The organism is Pantoea sp. Seng (assembly GCF_009829935.1).
Taxonomy (GTDB): domain Bacteria; phylum Pseudomonadota; class Gammaproteobacteria; order Enterobacterales; family Enterobacteriaceae; genus Pantoea; species Pantoea communis.
Map to the genome: position 1 here is coordinate 64,617 of NZ_SZZV01000013.1, position 17,260 is coordinate 81,876.

A 17,260-nucleotide genomic window follows, 5' to 3' on the forward strand; every position below is an offset into this window, starting at 1 on the left:
TTAGATACCGTGCTCAAGGCGAAACAGCAGACAGTGCTCGGTGGCTTTTGCCATATACTTTTTCACTGAACTAACAGACACCGAAAGCTGCTGTGCGATTTCGGCGTAGGTGAGGTTATCCAACTGTGACAGCAGAAATGCCTGACGTGCTTTGTTACCCAGTCCATCCAGCATCTGATCCACGAGTTGCAGCGTTTCCAGCTGACTCTGTTGTAACTCGGGTGAGGGCGTTACCGCTTCCGGCAGTTGGCTGAGAATCTCCAGATAAGCTTTTTCCAGCGCATGACGTCTAAAACGATCGACCATCACGCGTTTGGCAATGGTACACAGGAAAGATTTGGCATCGCGCACTTCGGAGAGATTGTTGCCGCTCATCAGGCGCATGAAAGTATCTTGCGTGACGTCATCCGCATCAAAAGCGGATCGCAGCTTTGCAGTGAGCCATTGCGTCAGCCAGCCGCAGTTATCGGCATAGAATGTCGCAAGCGAAGGCGCAGCAGAGGAAGTGGCAGCGGGCAACATGATGTCAAAGTGTGTCAAATGTAAAGTTGAGCTGATACTAACTGCGAATAGTTATCATTACAATCGATGGGCTGCTTTTTTTGCTTGCGAAACTAACTCAGTAAGTGGATGAAATTCCGTGCAGGGTATGAATGAACAGCGTTGGCACATGGAGCTTTCACGCCAAAAAAAGGGGGGCCATCATCATCCGTGTAACTGGCGGCCCTGTCGACCGCCATCATCTCACTTTTGATTCTTGTCACTGAGGGCCTGGTAATTTTCCTTCGTGACGGTCTGATAGGGCACCCAGTTATAGGCTTCGGTTTTTTTGCCGGTCAGCATATCGCTTGCCACATTAACTGCGCCAATGGCCTGGCCTTTCGCATCCTGGAAAATGGTCACCGCCATTTTGCCATTCTTGATGAATTGCAAACCATCCGGTGTGCCATCAATGCCAGCCACTAACACATCGCTCTTCTTCAACTGATCCAGTGCCATAATCGCACCAATTGCCATCTCATCATTGTTAGCAACAATGGCGTTGATCGAATTGCCATCCTGTAGCCAGGAGAGGGTTTTATCGACGGCTTCATTGCGTTGCCAGTTAGCGGTCTGCTTTTGAATGACTTTAAGACCTGGATGAGCGCTGACATAATCTTCAACGGCTTTAGTGCGTTGGCGCGCTTCCTCGGTAGAGAGTGAACCCATCAGGATGGCGATGTTCCCCTGGTTGTTCATGCGTTTTGCCAGCGCTTCAATCTCCATTTTTCCACTCAAAGCAGAGTCGGAGCCAACGTAAGCCATCTTACCGCTCAGGGGCACTTCAGGTTTACGGTTGACGAAAATCAGAGGGATATTGGCTTTCTTTGCTGCAGCAATCACAGGCATAACACCTTGCGTGTCTACCGGGTTCACGATAATCGCGTCGGCACCCTGATTAATAAAATCATCAACCTGCTGGATTTGCAGTGAAACATCGCCTTTGGCATCGGCAAACTGGCTATTCAATCCTTTCTCTTTCAACTGCGTTTCCATTTGACTGCGCAGGATTGAAACAAAGTTAAGATCCAGATTAGCCAGAGCAACGCCCACCATATACGTTTTGGCTTGCACGACAAACACACTGAGTAAACCACAGGCGATTATTATTGCTTTAATTATATTCATGTTTGTATCTCTGTAAGGTGGATAGGGTATTTGTGCACCCGGGTGCAATAAATTGCGTATCAACACACAGTGCTGTGTATATTTTTCGCTGTGACCCTGAGCGCGTAACATTACTTTCAGATTAGGCTAGAAATTAGTCAACGCGCTAAAAATTGATTCCTTCATCTGGATCACAAAATTTGGGCGAAGCATCCTAACAAGAGAATAGAAATGCTACCGGGTGCAAATTTTTTCTGGCAATGCTCCGCTTGTTTATTACGGGCTTAAGTTACAACATCCAATAAAGTCTCTGAAAGATGCGCATCAGTAAGCCACTGCGTCGATTGAAGCTAAACAGCAGTTTATCGCGCGCATCTAAAGATCTGTCATCGGAGGGCAGTTAAAGATTACAAAGGTATTGATAAACTTCAGCATCGCGTTTATCTGGCGTGAATCGAGAGCACTGCCGGCATTGGTGAGAGATAACCCGATATTGCTTCAACAACCCAAGTTCGTTCAGGATGCACAGCCAACCCCTTGAGCCATAACACTTCTGCTCATAGATTTTTTCGCGAATGCTTTTCACGTCCACACGTAGTAGGGAGGCTTCAAGATTGCTGTAATTCGGATGCAGCTTGTTTTACCCAACCTTTATAACAAGCAATTACGTACGAGAATTTAGGTGGTGACGTGCGTGGGGCGTATTGAGGTTGCCCGGCCAAAAGAGTGCCGGGCACAACAGGGCTAGTCTTCAATACTGCTTAACAGCGCATTTTGAATGATTTTCTGGGCTTTGAGTGGATTTTGTTCACTTTGCGCCGCTTGCAACGCGGCAATATCCAGCTTATCCAGTGCACGGTAAATATGCTTCAGGAATCGAATCGACAGATTGGCAGCTTCAACATGGTCTTCACGGAAGGGGAATTGGTCTAGCTGCCATACGCCATCCCAATTATTGATTTTGAGCACATAGAAGAACTCAAAAATTTCTGTCATGTGCACTGTGCCGACAACGAGATCGTCATCCCAGCCACGTAGGTTGTCATTCACGTCCATACCGAACAGCCTGCCGCGGTCAATTATCAACTGGGCTGAGTCCGCTGGTGATTCACCGGCAAATAGCGCGTGGCCAAAGTCCAGCAACACGCCGACGTTATCGAGGCCGATATCTTCGATCCCCAACAAGGTGCGCGCAGCGGAATCCCAGGTCATTTTAACGCGTGGTTCACGCGGTTTGTACTCGATGGCAAATTTGACATCAGGATTGGCACTCGCCAGTTCGCGCATGCCATCAACCGCCAGTTTCCAAAGATTTTTATGATCAACCTGGAAGGGGTAATCCCATCCATCTTGTCCCGGCCAGATTTTCACATAATTAGCACCCAATTCTCGCACGACTGTGGCCGCTTCATGCATCAGGTCGAAGGCCTGTTTGCGCAGTGCGGGATCAGGATTAGTAAAGGCACCGCGAGAAAAGCGGCGCAGATAGATTTCAGGCGTCACGCCAATCGCTTTCAGCCCAGCCTGGTCTAAGGCTTCTTTAACCTGGGCAACGGTAACACCTTCAGTAAAGGGATAGGGCACATCAACATACGATAAGTCTTCAACACTGCCAGCCAGTTTGATCTGGTCTAGCGTGCTGAGCGCCGGACCGTATCCGTCGACGGCATAACGATCTATGTAGTTAGCAAAATGCCACAAACCGGCACCAAATTTCGGGTAGGTGTAACCACTCATAAGACATTCTCCTTAGGGATTAGGGTAATCCGAGGCGCTACAATAATGCATGAATATATATTCACTAACGGTTATATATTCCATTCTGCGCCTTGAGCTTCTTGCTTAACCAGCATTGAGTGAAGAAATTGAGGGTGGCCTCACACAAAATTTGTGTGTCTGAGGTGAGAAAGGAATCGGGAAAGACATTATCCGTGCACAATTAAAATCAACAGGTGCTACCTTGCTTAATCCTGCGGCAATCAGTTTCCGCCACTCCAGCCTTAAACACGTTAACCTGAGGTCATTCATCATGATGTCTCCCCCAATTCAGCTTGGCCCGACTAAAGTACCGATAAAATTTACCCAGGTTGAACCCGTTTTCCTCTCCGACAAGACTATGCTGGAGCGAAAAAATAAGGTTATGCAAAGGATGGTCGAGGGCGGTTTTGATGCGCTGGTCATTTATGCAGACAAAGAACACGGCGGGAATTTTGAATACTTAACAGGGTTCATCCCGCGTTTTGAAGAGGGGCTGTTGATCGTTGATGCCAGTGGAGAATGTACCGCTATTCTCGGGAATGAGAATCTCAAACTGGCTCGCTTTTCACGCGTACCTGTCACGTTGCTTCACTGCCCGTTGTTTTCGCTGCCTAACCAGCCAATGGATCATGAAACACCGCTTGAAAACCTTCTGGCATCTGCCGGCTTGAGTAACAAAAGTAAAGTAGGCCTGGTGGGATGGAAAATGTTCACCCCAGCCGCAGGCAATGGTTCTGCCTATTTCGATGTACCTTATTTTATTGTTGATGCGTTGCAACGCACGCTGAAAAAAGAGGCTGAACTGTTAAATGCAGCGCACTTATTTATTAGCGGCGCTGGCGGTGCAAGAGTGACCAACAACGCCAATGAAATCGCGCATTATGAGTATGGGGCCAATCTGGCATCTAACTGTATTCTTAATGCGATGGACGCGGTGGAAGTAGGAGTGCGGGAAATTGATTTGGGCGCGCTTCTGACGGCGGAAGGCCAATACAATACGGTGGTCTCCATCGCTGCCACCGGCGTCCGCTTCGATCATGCTAACCTTTTTCCAACATACAAAAGGGTGCAGCACGGCGATCCTTTGTCGCTGACCACAGGATTTAAAGGTGGCTTGTCCAGCAGAGCTGCTTTCGTTATCGCCAGTCCTGCTGAACTGCCTGACGCTCAGAAAGATTGGTTAGACAGAATCGCTAAACCCCACTTCTCTGCACAGGTAGCCTGGCTGGAAAATATCCGCGTGGGTATGTCTGGCGGTGAGCTTTATGACGTGATCGAAGATGTACTGCCCAAAACCCGATATGGCTGGCATCTCAATCCTGGCCATCTGGTTGCTGATGAAGAGTGGATGTCATCGCCGGTTTACCCAAATTCCGGCGAACTGTTGAGAAGTGGCATGATCTTGCAGCTCGATATCATTCCATCGGTACCGGGCTATAACGGTGTCAGCGCAGAAGAGTGTGTTGCGTTGGCCGATTCATCACTTCAGGCTAAGATCGCTGAAGCGTATCCGAAACTTTGGCAGCGAATTACACGTCGACGTGATTACCTGCGCAATGAAATCGGCATTAAACTCAATGCCGATGTATTGCCGCTATCCAATGCTGTTGGCTATTTAAGGCCGTTTTTGCTCGCTAAACACCTGTCTCTCAGCGTGAAGAAATAGAGCGCACTGATAGCGAACATCAGGGCTTAATTTGATTACGCCCGCTGCGTTTTGCCAGATAAAGGGCTTTGTCGGCGTCCTGTTTCAGCTGGTCTGCTTCGCCGGTTTTACCAGTTGACGTCAGCGTGCTGTAGCCAGCGCTGATGGTCACTACGCCAGCTGGAACATCTGAGCTTTCATGTGCAATGCCGGTTTCTGCAACAAATCTGACCGCGCGCTCCGCCACTTTTTTGGCATCAAAGGCTGAGGTGCTGGGCAGAATGATCGCAAACTCTTCACCGCCATAACGTGCCACGATATCGCCTTGATAATGCACGCTATCCTTTAACGCCAGGCCGACATCCTGCAAACACTCATCACCCGCAACATGCCCATAGGTATCGTTATAGCGCTTGAAATAATCGATATCGATCATCACCAGCGAGAGCGGCTCAGCGTGCTTTTCTGAACGAAGCAGGGCTTGCTCCAGCAGAGCATCGAACTGACGACGGTTTGCCAGGCCAGTCAAGCCATCCACCAATGCTAAAGATTGCAACGTGTGGTTGATGGTGGTCAGTTCATCACGAACATGGGTCAGTTCAATTTGATTACGCACATTGGTACCCACCTGACGCAATACAAAGACGCCCATGCCGGTAATAGTTAAGAGCAGCACAATGTTGAGCAAAACATTCGTCAGGTTGGCCGTCATCCACTCCATGCGAAGCCGGTCACGGTCATAGCCAGCCGTCACAATCAGTGGATAACGCTCTAGTCGAGCATAGCCGAACACACGTTCAACACCGTCGAGCGTTGAACGCCAGGTTGCACTGCCACTTGAAGCGGATTTCAGCTCGGTTTGAAACAGCGGGCTGGCGGATAGGGTCCGGCCAATATAAGAGTCAGGGAAAGGGCGGATGTAGAGGGCCGTGGCATCCGCCAGGATCAATCCCAACGCATCTTTATCGCCAAGCGTGTAGTAGCTGTAGTACTGCCGGAAATAATCCACTTTGACCGTCGCAAGGGCGACACCAGCAAAATTCCCCGCATTATCATTTAGGCGTACCGAAACAGGAATCACCAGATCACCGGTGGAGCGACTGCGGATGACATGGCTGATATGGATATCCAGACTGGGATGCGTCCGATGCCAGACAAAGTAATCACGATCGGCGTTACTGGCATTGGTTGGCGTGAAGTTGCCAGATGAAGCCACCCAATGTCCCTCGGTATCGTAAACAAACAATCCGTGCAGCTGAGGGAGCTTGCTCTGCTGGTCTTTGATTTGATGCAGGAACTGCGGTGTTGCAGCAAAGCTGTTGCCGTTTTGACGTAACTGGCGCACAGCATCCGCGAGGGTAATATCAACCTGTAAAAAGGCATCTTCAGCTTGTTTGGCTAATGAGAGCGAGAGATTGCGTGCATCCTCTTCTTTTTCTGCCAGGTGTTGCTGCCAGGAGTGCCAAAGAGACCAGGCATTAATAGCCACAACCAGTAAACTGATGGAAAGCAGAAATACGGCCATACTTCTTCCAAGAGAAGTCTTTAGCAGACGAGGGGTGCTATCTGAGAGGACACTTTTACGCATTGATACTCTTTGTGCATGCTGAAAAGGTGGGCAGAGTGGATAGGGATATTACAGGATTCATGTAACTGTCATAAGCTGAGTAAAGAAAATTTTATGCATTTGTGGAATAAATCTGATGAGCGAGAATTGGCGCCGTAGAAGTGAGCACCAGAAAGCCCAGCATGATGTGTGGTGTGCTTCAAAATATCCAATTTAACATAATCATGATTATGCGCACTTTGATTGTAGCACCCCAATAGTAATGTCCGCTTGTGGCTCAATAAACATGACCGCGTTATGGTACCTCTCACAGAGTCGTTTTCAGTCAGTAAAACTACCGGGAGGCTTGCCGTGATCGCAGATAGCTCAGGGGTATTTACGTTGAAAGAGATTAACCGCGTCAAAGTTATTCAGGACGTTGTCGACCGGCGGCTGACAACCCACCTCGCTGCTGAGCGTCTCAGTATTTCCGACCGGCATTGTCGTCGCCTGCTTCAGCGCTACCGCGAGTCTGGTGCAGCCGGTCTTACCGATGCACGGAGTGGAAAGCCCGGCACACATCGCATCGATGAGAGTCTGCGCCACCACATACTGACGCTGCTACGTGAAAATTACGTGGGTTTTGCCCACAAATTACCGCAGAAATGCTTCAGGTACTTTCCGAGATTGATAAGCGGCTTACTTCGCCCAGTCTTCAAGCACCAAATCCGGTACCCGCGCAAATTCCCTGGTATTATTTGTCACCAAGATAGCGCCGGCCGCAATGGCATGGCCGGCAATCGCCGTGTCATTTGGGCCTATCGGTGTTCCGGCTGCGCTTAGGGTGGCCTTAATTACAGCGGTGGCGTCCACCGCCGCCCGATCCCAGGGCACAATCGCATCAAGTCGGGCGCAGAATTCGTCAACCAGTTGACCATGACGCGGCGAGGCTTTCTTTCCAATAGCACCAAAGCGCATTTCTGCGTAAGTAATAGCCGAAACTACAATGCGATGGTTGCGCAGCACCGCTTGTTCAAGCCGTCTGATCACGTCCTCTGGTTGCTCGCGCATAATGAACGAACATATACAAGTATCCAGCATGTAGGTTTTGTTCACAGATCAAATCTTCCCTCATCACTGACAACATCCCCGCGATCCATCATAAAATCCGGGTCCGCTTTCTCAAGCTGCATAAATGAGCCCCAAGTCGGCCGTACGGGACGCAGTATGATGCTGTCACCTTCCCGGACAATCTCTAACTCACTCACCCCTTCAAAATCCATATCGCGTGGCAAACGAATGGCGCGGTTATTGCCATTTTTAAATACAGAAACAGTTCGCATGAGCAATCCTCCTGAACGGACTTCCGGAACGGTGCCGTCACCGGCTTTATGTTTTGAGCTTTATCACTCAGCATATGTCTAGTATATGCCCAGCTTTGACATATGTATATGCCCTGTTCTCTTCTTCAGAAAAACATCAGAATGTGACATACGAAGCCTTAAGTTCCGGGTGACATTAGCAACACGAAAGACATTTCTTGTTTTCATTTTTCCCTCTGTGGGTAAAGAAACGTGAAGTAACCTACGCACGCGCACGGTTCCGCTAACCTTGGTAGTACACGTTCTTTAACCTGCCGGGGAAACCATCATGTCGAAGACGAATTTACTGCTGAAGACGCCAATGCTGCTGTTGGCCATTTGTTCAATAATGAGCCTTAACAACGTTCGTGCGGCTGAAGAGCCCCTGTTCCAGCCTTTATCGCCGAAGGTCTCAGACCTCACTCAATATCGCTGGCACAATCGCCCTCTGGTGATCTTTGCCCCATCAAAAACAGATCCTGCTTATGTCGCGCAGATAGCGATGCTGGAGAAGCAGAAAGCAGAATTGGCCGATCGCGATATCATTGTGTTCAGTGATACTTCACCCAAAGCTAATGGTACTTTGCGTAAACAACTCAATCCGAAAGGATTTGAAGTGGTGCTGGTTGGAAAAGATGGTGGAATGAAACTACGCGAAACAACACCTCTGAATACTGAGGTGTTGCTCTCAACCATTGATAAAATGCCCATGCGCCAGGCCAAACTCAATGAATGAATTGGACGGGTTCACTCGACATCCAGCAGTGAGCCCGTTTTATAAAAACGTTTCCCCGCGATGTAATGCAAACTGCGCATCTCGTCTGGTGCGTCCTCGAATAACCAGCGCCCTTCTTTAAACACCCGGCTATCCGCCCAGGCACCCTTGATTTCACCGATGAACAAATCGTGGTCGATCTGATTTTGTTCGATAGGTATCAACTCGCAGTACAACCAAGCCGCACAGCCAACCACCAAAGGGAGATGACTTTCCGGTAACTGGAAGAACTCGACGCCAGCTGTGGCTAGCTTATCTGACTGCTCAGCGCGGGAATGCGTACCGAGATAATGAACCATCTGCGCCTGGCTGACGGTTGGGACATGTATAACGAATTTCAGGCTTTGCTCAATCAACTTACGCGTGAAGGTGGATTTATCCAGCACAACCGTCAATTTTGCCGGTTTGAACTCTAATCCACATACCCAGGATGCAGACATCACATTGTCAATCCCGTCATGGCGGGAGGAAACCAATGTCGTTGGGCCATGGTTGATCAGGCGATAGGCTTTTTCCAGCTCAACAGATTCAATATGGGCATTCATAGATTCATTTCATCGCTTAAATTTCAAAGGCCTTTATTGTCGCCTGGTCAATTCGACTTTGCCAATCTCCAACCATCATCAGGGCAAATCCTCTGCACCCCACGAGTGCAGTGGTTGCTCCATCCTAAGCGTTTAAGACGGCGTCGTGGCTGTGCCAGTGCCTGTACCGCCGTAATTAAGCCTGGCGCGTTTCTTGCGTGTAACAAAAGGTTTCCCACCGCTGACGTTGCTTTCCCATTCATCCAAAGAGGTCTTTGCTATGGAATTGAAATGGTTTGAAGATTTTCTCAGTGTTGCACGCTGTTATAGTTTTACCCGTGCCGCGGATGAGCGGCATATCACGCAATCGGCGCTCAGTCGGCGCATCCGGCAACTGGAAGAGTGGCTGGGTGTGCCGTTATTCGATCGTAAAACCTATCCGGTTACGCTCACGCCAGAGGGACAAACCTTCCTCGCGACCGCCAGCGAAACGGTATTTTCCATGTCGCATCTGCGCAATGATCTGCACCAGCGCTACAGTTCGCGCACTGCGGTATTACGCTTTGCGATGCTAAATACCCTTTCTCTGACGTTCTTCCCTGACTGGATACAGCGATTAAATCTGCAGCCCAATCTCAGCTATATCCGCCTGTGTAATCAAAAACCGACTTTCGCTGAGCACATCTCCACCTTACACAGCGGTGAAACCGATTTTCTACTGACTTACGCGCACGATGCGGTGTCGCTAATACATCAGCTGGCGGCGTATCCCATGGTGCAACTGGGCCGTGAGCGTGCCATTGCCGTGTGTCGCCCGGATAGCAGTGGCAAGCCACTCTATCCGGTGCGCGCGGATGGCGGTCCGATTCCGTGGTTGAGCTATGGACAACATACCTTCTTTGCTCATGCGCTGGCGCAAATGCTCAGCAAACGCCCGCTTCCTCTTGAAGCGGTATATGAAAATGGTATGTCGGTGAATCTCAAAGCCATGGTCCTGGCCGGTGGCGGCGTGGCGTGGTTGCCTCTGAGTCTGGTACATGAAGAACTGGCCAGCGGCAGTTTAGTGCGCGCCGATGACAGCAGCTGGGATATGTCGCTGGCGATTCGGCTCTATCGTCAACCGATTCTGCAAAATTCTCAGGCTGAACAACTGTGGCTGCGAGCATGTGCCAGCGAGACGGCTAATGCGGCCTGACATAAAACTATGCCGTTTTGGAATGGGGAGTGTGAATTGCTCATTGGCCTTACGCTGATGATTTACTCCATGCTGGGGCTTCAGAGAGACGAAAACCTGACCAACCAAGCTGGGGACTATCATGGAAAACAAAGCGTTAGTCTGGAAGTGGGTAGAAGAATATCAAGGGGTATTTTGTGAACTGAGCGATCGCGTCTGGGGCATGCCGGAAATTTGCTATACCGAGTATCGTTCGGTGGCTGAACACACCGCGATGCTAAATCAGCAAGGATTCCGCGTCACAGAAAACGTGGCCGACATCCCCACGGCGGTGATGGGTGAAGCCGGTGAAGGCGGTCCCATCATCGCTTTCCTCGGCGAATATGATGCCTTGCCAGGGTTGAGTCAGGAAGCAGGCGTGGCGCGTTATTCTCCACTGCCGGGCAACGGCCATGGTCATGGCTGCGGGCATAACTTGCTGGGATCGGCTGCCATGCTGGCGGCTACTGCGTTGAAGTCATGGCTTGAAGAGAGCGGCACACCGGGCCGCGTTCGCTATTATGGCTGTCCGGCAGAAGAAGGCGGTGCGGCCAAATCCTTTATGGCGCGTGCTGGCGCATTCGATGGCGTCGATGTGGCCATCACCTGGCATCCAAGCGCGCATCATGAAGTGGCAAAACCGCTTTCTCTCGCTAACACCCGCATGGATTTCGCTTTCCGTGGCCGCTCATCCCACGCTGCGGCTTCTCCACATCTTGGGCGCAGTGCGCTGGATGCCGCCGAATTGATGAACGTTGGCGTACAGTTCCTGCGCGAACACGTGCCGCAAGATTCCCGCATACATTACGCCTTCCTCGATGCCGGTGGTGTGGCTCCCAATGTGGTACAGGCAAAATCTACCGTGCGTTATGCCATTCGCTCGCGCGATGTCCACGCGATGTTTGAACTGAATGAGCGGGTCAAGCGCGTGGCTCAGGGTGCCGCCATCATGACCGATACCGAAGTGGATATCAGCATCATGAGCGCGGTATCCAACCTGCTTGGCAATCGTCCGTTAGAAGAAGCGATGCAGCGGAATCTGGAAGCGCTTGGTCCGGTGCCATTTGACCAGGCTGACCTCGCCTTTGCAGCTGAAATTCAGGCCACGCTAACAGCGGAAGAGATTGATAACTGCTACCGCAAAACCGGTGTGAAACCCGCCGATCCTAAACCCCTCAGCGATTACATCATTCCGCTCGATACCCACGGAGAGGTCATGATTGGCTCGACCGATGTCGGTGATGTCAGTTGGGTGATCCCGACCGTGCAGGCGCACGTACCCACCATGGCTATTGGAACCCCTGGTCACTCATGGCAACTGACCGCGCAAGGCAAAATGCCGGCCGCACACAAAGCGCTGGGCCATGTCGCGAAACTCATGGCCGCGACGGCGGTGGACGTGCTGACCGACAAAATACTGATGGCCCAGATGAAGAAAGCCCATTTCGAGCAGGTCAGTGAAAAACCCTATCACTGCCCTATTCCAGCTGAGGTGAAACCACCCATTCAACCGCGCCCGGATACTCTGTAACGCCTCAGGAGAGATAGATGAAAAACAAGATGTTAACTGCCGCATTGACGCTGGCAGCGACCTGCTGCGCTTCGGCACAGGCCGCAACGCCCGCCGATTCTTTAGTGATGGCGTGGAACATTGATGCCATCAGTACCTGGGATCCGGCGCAGATTGGTGAAGTGGTCACCAGTGAAATCTATTCAAACACCTGTGACACACTGGTTGATTTTCGCGTCAGTGATGAAACGCAACTCGATCCTGCATTGGCCAAAAGTTGGGATGTCTCTGCCGATCGCAAGACCATCACCTTTCATTTACAGGACAACCTGAAATTTGCCGATGGCTCAGCCGCAACCGCCAGCGACCTGGCGTGGTCGATGCAGCGCGTAGTGAAACTGGGCTACGGCAATGCAGCCGCTATCAAGGAGTATGGCTTTGATAAAGATAACGTCGACTCACGCATTAGCGCGCCCGATGACAAAACGCTGGTGATGAGTTTCGATAAAGCTTACCCCACGAATCTGGTGCTCCAGGCGATTGCCGCCAATAACGTCTCTTCCCTGCTTAACCGCAAAGAAGTCGAAAAACAGGCAGTGGATGGCGATCTGGGACACAAATACCTTTCCACTCATACCGCCTGTGTTGGGCCTTATCAACTGGTGCGCTGGAATGCCGGTGAAGGTGTGGTGCTCCAGGCCACCCCGAACTACTGGGGAAAAGCGCCGGTACTGAAGCGCATTCTGATTCGTCATGTGGCTGAAACCGGCACTCAGCGTCTGCTGGTGACGCAGGGCGATGTGGATATCGCTCGCGATCTCTCAGCTGATGATCTGAAAACGCTGGATCAGGGCGGCAAAGTGAAAGTGGAAAAAGTGTTGAAGCCACAGCTGTTTTTCTGGACCTTCAATAATGAAGACCCCATTTTCAAAAACGAAAAAGTCCGTCTCGCCATGCGCTATCTGATCGATTACGACGGGTTAGCGAAGAGCGTCATGCCTTATCTCGGCGTGCCGCGCGCCAGTTTTGTTCAACAAGGGGCGTTTGGTGCGCTGGATGCCAAACAAGGTCAGCCTTTCCATCTCGATCTGGATAAAGCCAAACAGTTGCTGACGGAAGCCGGTTATCACAATGGTTTCAGTACGGCGGTGTTGTTTGGCACCCTGCCGCATTCGGCGCCAATCGCGCAAAGCGTACAGCAGAATGCCGCCAAAATCGGCGTGAAACTCAATCTGGAACGCATGGCTAACGCGCAGTTGTTCAGCCGGGTACGTGGCCGGGAATTCCAGAGCGCAATGATGGCGTGGCAAACCTCGGTGCCCGATGCCTACGGCAATGCCTCACGTCTGGTTTATAACCCTGACAATCGTAAAGAAGCGCGTGCCACGCAATATCCAAGCTGGCGTGCCGCTTATTACGATCCGCAGATGAATCAGAAAGTGGAAACCGCACTGTTAGAACCGGATGACACCAAGCGCGCTGCACTCTATGGCGATCTGCAGAAAGAGCAGATGCAAAAAGGACCTATGGCGATCATGTTCCAGATGTACAACACCGCGGGAATTAGCCCAACGGTGAAAAACTGGACCTGGAACGGTTTTCGCGTTTGGTATGGTGCCGCAAGTAAATAATGGAGGTGGCAGATGTCACAGGTCATGATACCCGTTGCACACAACCCCCCTTCCGCTGGCTGGCGTCTGATAAGACGCCTTGCTCGTGGGCTTGTCTCGATTGTTTGCACGCTACTAGGGTTAGCTGCCCTGACCTTCTTTATTGGTCGCTTACTGCCTATCGACCCGGTGGTCGCGATCATCGGCGATAACGCCAGTCAGGAAGCCTACGACAAGATGTTTCATCAGTTGGGGCTGGATCAACCGTTGTGGCACCAATTTGCCGACTACGTCTGGCAACTGCTGCACCTCGATTTTGGTATCGCTCTGACCACCAGCCATCCGGTGGCGCAGGATATCGCGCGCGTCTTCCCCGCTACGCTGGAACTGGCCACCGTGGCGGCCATTATCGGCGTCGGTTTCGGTATTCCGGCGGGCGTGCTGGCGGCAATGTACCGCAACACGTGGTTCGATCATCTGATCCGCTTCGTGGGGCTACTCAGCTATTCCACCCCGCACTTCTGGCTGGGTCTGATGGGATTGCTGCTGTTTTACGCCACGCTCGGCTGGATTGGCGGACCAGGACGCATCGATTTTATCTACGAGTTCGATTTACATCCGGTGACGGGATTCTGGCTGATCGACAGCGCGCTGAGCGGAAACTGGGATATGTTCCGCAACGTGTTTGGTCACATCATTTTGCCCGCGTCGATTCTTGGCTTGAGCGCGCTGGCTTACATCAGCCGTATGACGCGTAGCTTCATGCTGGAACAACTGTCGCAGGAATACATCATTACCGCTCGCGTGAAAGGTTTGTCGTGGGCGCGATGTGTTTGGGTGCATGCTCTGCGCAATATCGCCGTGCCCACACTGACAGTGGTGGCCCTTTCCTGGGCCTGGCTGCTGGAAGGCGCAGTTCTCACCGAAACCGTGTTTGCCTGGCCCGGCTTTGGTCGCTATCTGACCAATGCCTTACTGGCGGGCGATATGAATGCGGTCGTCGGCTGCACATTGCTAATTGGCGCGATTTTTGTCGGCATCAATCTGCTGTGCGACCTGCTTTATCGTCTGTTCGATCCGCGTACGCGTCAGGAGGAAGCATGACCGATTCCGTCAATAAATCGATGCGCGTCAACCCTTCGCGTAGCTTACGCGCCTGGCTGCGCGATCCTTCGCCGCAGTCACCTTTTCAGGCGCACATGCAACAGCTATGGATTCAGTGGCGACGCTTCTGCGCTAATCACTCCGCGCTCTTTGGTTTGCTGGTGCTGTTGATCATTGCTGGCGCGGCGGTGTTTGCGCCCTGGTTAGCCACACACGATATCTATGCCCAAAACCTCGCTTTCCGCCTGCAACCGTTTTCTGCTGAACACTGGCTAGGGACCGACGAATTGGGACGGGATATTTACAGCCGTCTGCTGTATGGCGCGCGCATCACACTGTATATCGCAGGCTTAACCGCGCTGATCATCACCCCCATTGGCTTACTGGTCGGCACCAGTGCAGGTTATCTCGGCGGTTGGGTTGATACGGTGCTGATGCGTCTGGTGGATATCTTCCTTGCCTTCCCCAGTTTGATTTTGGCACTGGCGTTTGTTGCGGCATTGGGGCCTGGTATCGAGAATGCAATCATCGCGATTTCTCTCTCCGCCTGGCCGCCGATTGCCCGCCTCGCGCGCGCCGAAACTCTGGCCATCCGTAAGATGGATTACATCGCCGCGGTACGCTTACAAGGGGCATCCGCCTGGCACATCATCGTGCGACATATCATCCCCATGTGCCTGCCTTCTGTCATCGTGCGCGTCACCCTTAACATGGCGGCGATTATCCTTACCGCCGCTGGACTGGGTTTCCTGGGGCTTGGCGCTCAAGCGCCTAGTCCGGAATGGGGCGCTATGCTGGCTTCCGGCCGCGAATTCATGCTGAACAATGGCTGGATCGCTGCCATCCCTGGATTAGCAATATTGTTCACCAGTCTCGCCTTCAACCTGTTGGGTGATGGCCTGCGCGACGTAATGGATATCCGCCATGAATAATCTGCTTCAGGTGACAAACCTCAATATCGTATTTCGCAGCGCGCACGGGGAGCACCGCGCGGTACGTGACGTCTCTTTTCATGTTGGACGTGAGAAAGTGGCGATTGTCGGTGAATCCGGTTCGGGAAAATCACAGACCTGCCGTGCATTGCTGCAGCTGACGCCCAAAATCGGTCGCGTTACCGCCGATCAGATGCAGTTCGGTGATATAGATCTGCTCAACAGCAGTGAAAAACAGATGCGCCAGATTCGCGGAAATCGTATTTCAATGATCCTGCAGGATCCCCGCTTCTCGCTTAATCCGCTAATGCGCATTGGCGATCAGGTGGCGGAAGCCTTCAGGTTGCATCGCCGGGTGAGTAAAAGCGAAGCCAGAGATCGCGCGCTAACGATGCTGGAATCGGTGCATATTCGCGACGTGGCGAAAGTGGCACGCCTCTATCCCCACGAGATTTCTGGCGGTATGGGCCAGCGCGTGATGATCGCGATGATGCTAATCCCCGAGCCGGATTTGATCATCGCCGACGAACCCACCTCCGCACTGGACGTGACGGTGCGCCAGCAGGTGCTGAGCATCCTGAATGAACAGCTGGCGCGGCGTCAAACCGGCCTGCTGTTTATCAGTCATGACCTTAATCTGGTCTCTCGTTTCTGCGATCGCGTGCTGGTGATGTACGCCGGGCGTATCGTCGAAGAGATTCGTGCCGAACGTCTGGAACAGGCGCAGCATCCTTACACGCAGGCATTACTTGCCAGTCAGCCACGTCTGCATCATCCCCTTGATACGCTGCGTGTGCCAACGCGTGATGCCAGCTGGCTCAATGGCCCCTGCTTTCGTGATGGAGTCGCAATATGAAACCTATTCCAACCGCACAACGCAGTATTGAAATGGTGGATGTCAGCATTGCATTCGGTCAGGGTACGCATCGGCGTCAGGTGGTCGATAACGTTAGCCTGACGCTGGCACAAGGTGAATGTTACGGCATGATTGGTGAATCGGGTTGTGGAAAATCCACCATTTTGCGCGCGCTGGCTGGCCTGAATCACGATTATCAGGGCCATATTCTGTTCAATAATCGTGAACAGCAGCCGCAGCGAGATAAAGCCTTTTATCGCCAGGTGCAGATGGTGTTTCAGGACCCTTACGCCTCGCTCCATCCACGAAAAATGGTGTGGGCCAGTCTGCGTGAACCGCTGAAGCTGCATGCTATGGACCACCATGAAGCGCGCATCAGCGATGTGCTGCATGCGGTCGGACTTTCCGATGCCTACCGTTATCGGTATCCCCATCAACTTTCTGGTGGTCAACGTCAGCGTGTGGCCATCGCGCGGGCCCTCATTCTCGAACCTTCCGTGCTGTTACTGGATGAGCCGACATCAGCGCTGGACGTCTCAGTTCAGGCTGAAATCCTCAATTTACTCAGCAGCATGCAACGGCAGCGCAGCCTCACTTATTTAATGGTGACGCATGATTTGGCGGTCGTGACACACCTGTGCCGTCGCATCGGCATCATGCATCACGGCAAATTGCTGGAAGAACTCAGTGCGGATAGCGTGCGTCAGGGCGGAGCACGGGAAATCTATACCCGCGAGTTTCTGGCGGCGAGTGAGGCGTGAACCTCTGATCCACACTAA

At 51.9% G+C, this 17,260-nt stretch carries 16 protein-coding genes and 1 pseudogene; 10 read left to right on the forward strand and 7 right to left on the reverse strand.

Annotated elements, in window-relative coordinates; translation table 11 throughout:
• The 3 genes from fecI to FD737_RS14735 all read right to left on the reverse strand — a co-directional run bounded on the left by fecI (window position 1) and on the right by FD737_RS14735 (window position 3,384).
• Window positions 1–522 carry a ferric citrate uptake sigma factor FecI gene (gene fecI, locus FD737_RS14725; protein ID WP_097117920.1) on the reverse strand — a complete coding sequence of 174 codons (522 nt, stop codon included), beginning with the start codon at window positions 520–522 and terminating at the stop codon, window positions 1–3.
• A 222-nt stretch (window positions 523–744) separates the two neighbouring features.
• Window positions 745–1,668, reverse strand: coding sequence for a substrate-binding domain-containing protein (locus FD737_RS14730; protein WP_160833851.1), 924 nt, complete (start codon window positions 1,666–1,668; stop codon window positions 745–747).
• 723 nt (window positions 1,669–2,391) lie between these two features.
• Window positions 2,392–3,384, reverse strand: coding sequence for a sugar phosphate isomerase/epimerase (locus FD737_RS14735; RefSeq protein WP_097117921.1), 993 nt, complete (start codon window positions 3,382–3,384; stop codon window positions 2,392–2,394).
• Window positions 3,385–3,676: 292 nt separating this feature from the next.
• Between FD737_RS14735 and FD737_RS14740 the strand changes: the two genes are divergently transcribed.
• Entirely contained in the window at window positions 3,677–5,071 is a 1,395-nt protein-coding gene (locus FD737_RS14740; protein ID WP_160833852.1) for a Xaa-Pro peptidase family protein, read from the forward strand.
• Between the two features lie 19 nt (window positions 5,072–5,090).
• Here the strand turns inward: FD737_RS14740 and FD737_RS14745 are convergent, their stop codons facing one another.
• Window positions 5,091–6,575 carry a sensor domain-containing diguanylate cyclase gene (locus FD737_RS14745; protein ID WP_160833853.1) on the reverse strand — a complete coding sequence of 495 codons (1,485 nt, stop codon included), beginning with the start codon at window positions 6,573–6,575 and terminating at the stop codon, window positions 5,091–5,093.
• Between the two features lie 393 nt (window positions 6,576–6,968).
• Here FD737_RS14745 and FD737_RS24170 point away from each other — a divergent pair.
• Window positions 6,969–7,137, forward strand: a pseudogene (locus FD737_RS24170) (helix-turn-helix domain-containing protein); the annotation flags it as partial.
• A gap of 158 nt (window positions 7,138–7,295) precedes the next feature.
• On the opposite strand, the gene FD737_RS14755 reads toward FD737_RS24170, so the two are convergent.
• Both FD737_RS14755 and vapB read right to left on the reverse strand, forming a co-directional pair.
• Complete coding sequence (locus tag FD737_RS14755; RefSeq protein ID WP_160833854.1) at window positions 7,296–7,712, reverse strand: type II toxin-antitoxin system VapC family toxin; 417 nt, start codon at window positions 7,710–7,712, stop codon at window positions 7,296–7,298.
• Entirely contained in the window at window positions 7,709–7,939 is a 231-nt protein-coding gene (vapB, locus tag FD737_RS14760) for a type II toxin-antitoxin system VapB family antitoxin (protein ID WP_045815538.1), read from the reverse strand. Before vapB ends, FD737_RS14755 begins: the two co-directional genes overlap by 4 nt.
• A 307-nt stretch (window positions 7,940–8,246) precedes the next feature.
• On the opposite strand from vapB, the gene FD737_RS14765 reads away from it, so the two are divergent.
• Window positions 8,247–8,693: a DUF4174 domain-containing protein gene (locus tag FD737_RS14765; RefSeq protein WP_160833855.1), complete on the forward strand. Its 447-nt coding sequence runs from the start codon at window positions 8,247–8,249 to the stop codon at window positions 8,691–8,693.
• 11 nt (window positions 8,694–8,704) lie between these two features.
• On the opposite strand, the gene FD737_RS14770 is transcribed toward FD737_RS14765, so the two are convergent.
• Window positions 8,705–9,277 carry a flavin reductase family protein gene (locus tag FD737_RS14770; protein WP_097119180.1) on the reverse strand — a complete coding sequence of 191 codons (573 nt, stop codon included), beginning with the start codon at window positions 9,275–9,277 and terminating at the stop codon, window positions 8,705–8,707.
• A gap of 259 nt (window positions 9,278–9,536) precedes the next feature.
• Between FD737_RS14770 and FD737_RS14775 the strand changes: the two genes are divergently transcribed.
• The 7 genes from FD737_RS14775 to FD737_RS14805 all read left to right on the forward strand — a co-directional run bounded on the left by FD737_RS14775 (window position 9,537) and on the right by FD737_RS14805 (window position 17,242).
• Window positions 9,537–10,451, forward strand: coding sequence for a LysR family transcriptional regulator (locus tag FD737_RS14775; RefSeq protein WP_058962178.1), 915 nt, complete (start codon window positions 9,537–9,539; stop codon window positions 10,449–10,451).
• A gap of 121 nt (window positions 10,452–10,572) precedes the next feature.
• Window positions 10,573–12,000, forward strand: a complete 1,428-nt coding sequence (locus FD737_RS14780) for a M20 family metallopeptidase (RefSeq protein WP_160833856.1) — start codon at window positions 10,573–10,575, stop codon at window positions 11,998–12,000.
• A gap of 17 nt (window positions 12,001–12,017) precedes the next feature.
• A complete protein-coding gene (locus FD737_RS14785) occupies window positions 12,018–13,610 on the forward strand; it encodes an ABC transporter substrate-binding protein (protein WP_160833857.1) in 1,593 nt (530 codons plus the stop codon).
• A 12-nt stretch (window positions 13,611–13,622) separates the two neighbouring features.
• Complete coding sequence (locus tag FD737_RS14790; protein WP_097119177.1) at window positions 13,623–14,693, forward strand: ABC transporter permease; 1,071 nt, start codon at window positions 13,623–13,625, stop codon at window positions 14,691–14,693.
• Window positions 14,690–15,625, forward strand: coding sequence for an ABC transporter permease (locus FD737_RS14795; protein ID WP_160833858.1), 936 nt, complete (start codon window positions 14,690–14,692; stop codon window positions 15,623–15,625). The genes FD737_RS14790 and FD737_RS14795 overlap by 4 nt, the downstream gene beginning before the upstream one ends.
• Window positions 15,618–16,481, forward strand: a complete 864-nt coding sequence (locus FD737_RS14800; protein ID WP_160833859.1) for an ABC transporter ATP-binding protein — start codon at window positions 15,618–15,620, stop codon at window positions 16,479–16,481. Before FD737_RS14795 ends, FD737_RS14800 begins: the two co-directional genes overlap by 8 nt.
• Complete coding sequence (locus FD737_RS14805) at window positions 16,478–17,242, forward strand: ABC transporter ATP-binding protein (RefSeq protein WP_160833860.1); 765 nt, start codon at window positions 16,478–16,480, stop codon at window positions 17,240–17,242. The genes FD737_RS14800 and FD737_RS14805 overlap by 4 nt, the downstream gene beginning before the upstream one ends.
• Window positions 17,243–17,260: the final 18 nt, after the last annotated feature.

Excerpts from the sequence above, each read along its gene's own strand:
- fecI (WP_097117920.1), bottom strand. The coding sequence starts at position 522 with ATGTTGCCCGCTGCCACTTCCTCTGCTGCGCCTTCGCTTGCGACATTC.
- FD737_RS14730 (WP_160833851.1), bottom strand. The coding sequence starts at position 1,668 with ATGAATATAATTAAAGCAATAATAATCGCCTGTGGTTTACTCAGTGTG.
- FD737_RS14735 (WP_097117921.1), bottom strand. The coding sequence starts at position 3,384 with ATGAGTGGTTACACCTACCCGAAATTTGGTGCCGGTTTGTGGCATTTT.
- FD737_RS14740 (WP_160833852.1), top strand. The coding sequence starts at position 3,677 with ATGATGTCTCCCCCAATTCAGCTTGGCCCGACTAAAGTACCGATAAAA.
- FD737_RS14745 (WP_160833853.1), bottom strand. The coding sequence starts at position 6,575 with ATGGCCGTATTTCTGCTTTCCATCAGTTTACTGGTTGTGGCTATTAAT.
- vapB (WP_045815538.1), bottom strand. The coding sequence starts at position 7,939 with ATGCGAACTGTTTCTGTATTTAAAAATGGCAATAACCGCGCCATTCGT.
- FD737_RS14765 (WP_160833855.1), top strand. The coding sequence starts at position 8,247 with ATGTCGAAGACGAATTTACTGCTGAAGACGCCAATGCTGCTGTTGGCC.
- FD737_RS14770 (WP_097119180.1), bottom strand. The coding sequence starts at position 9,277 with ATGAATGCCCATATTGAATCTGTTGAGCTGGAAAAAGCCTATCGCCTG.
- FD737_RS14775 (WP_058962178.1), top strand. The coding sequence starts at position 9,537 with ATGGAATTGAAATGGTTTGAAGATTTTCTCAGTGTTGCACGCTGTTAT.
- FD737_RS14780 (WP_160833856.1), top strand. The coding sequence starts at position 10,573 with ATGGAAAACAAAGCGTTAGTCTGGAAGTGGGTAGAAGAATATCAAGGG.
- FD737_RS14785 (WP_160833857.1), top strand. The coding sequence starts at position 12,018 with ATGAAAAACAAGATGTTAACTGCCGCATTGACGCTGGCAGCGACCTGC.
- FD737_RS14790 (WP_097119177.1), top strand. The coding sequence starts at position 13,623 with ATGTCACAGGTCATGATACCCGTTGCACACAACCCCCCTTCCGCTGGC.
- FD737_RS14795 (WP_160833858.1), top strand. The coding sequence starts at position 14,690 with ATGACCGATTCCGTCAATAAATCGATGCGCGTCAACCCTTCGCGTAGC.
- FD737_RS14800 (WP_160833859.1), top strand. The coding sequence starts at position 15,618 with ATGAATAATCTGCTTCAGGTGACAAACCTCAATATCGTATTTCGCAGC.
- FD737_RS14805 (WP_160833860.1), top strand. The coding sequence starts at position 16,478 with ATGAAACCTATTCCAACCGCACAACGCAGTATTGAAATGGTGGATGTC.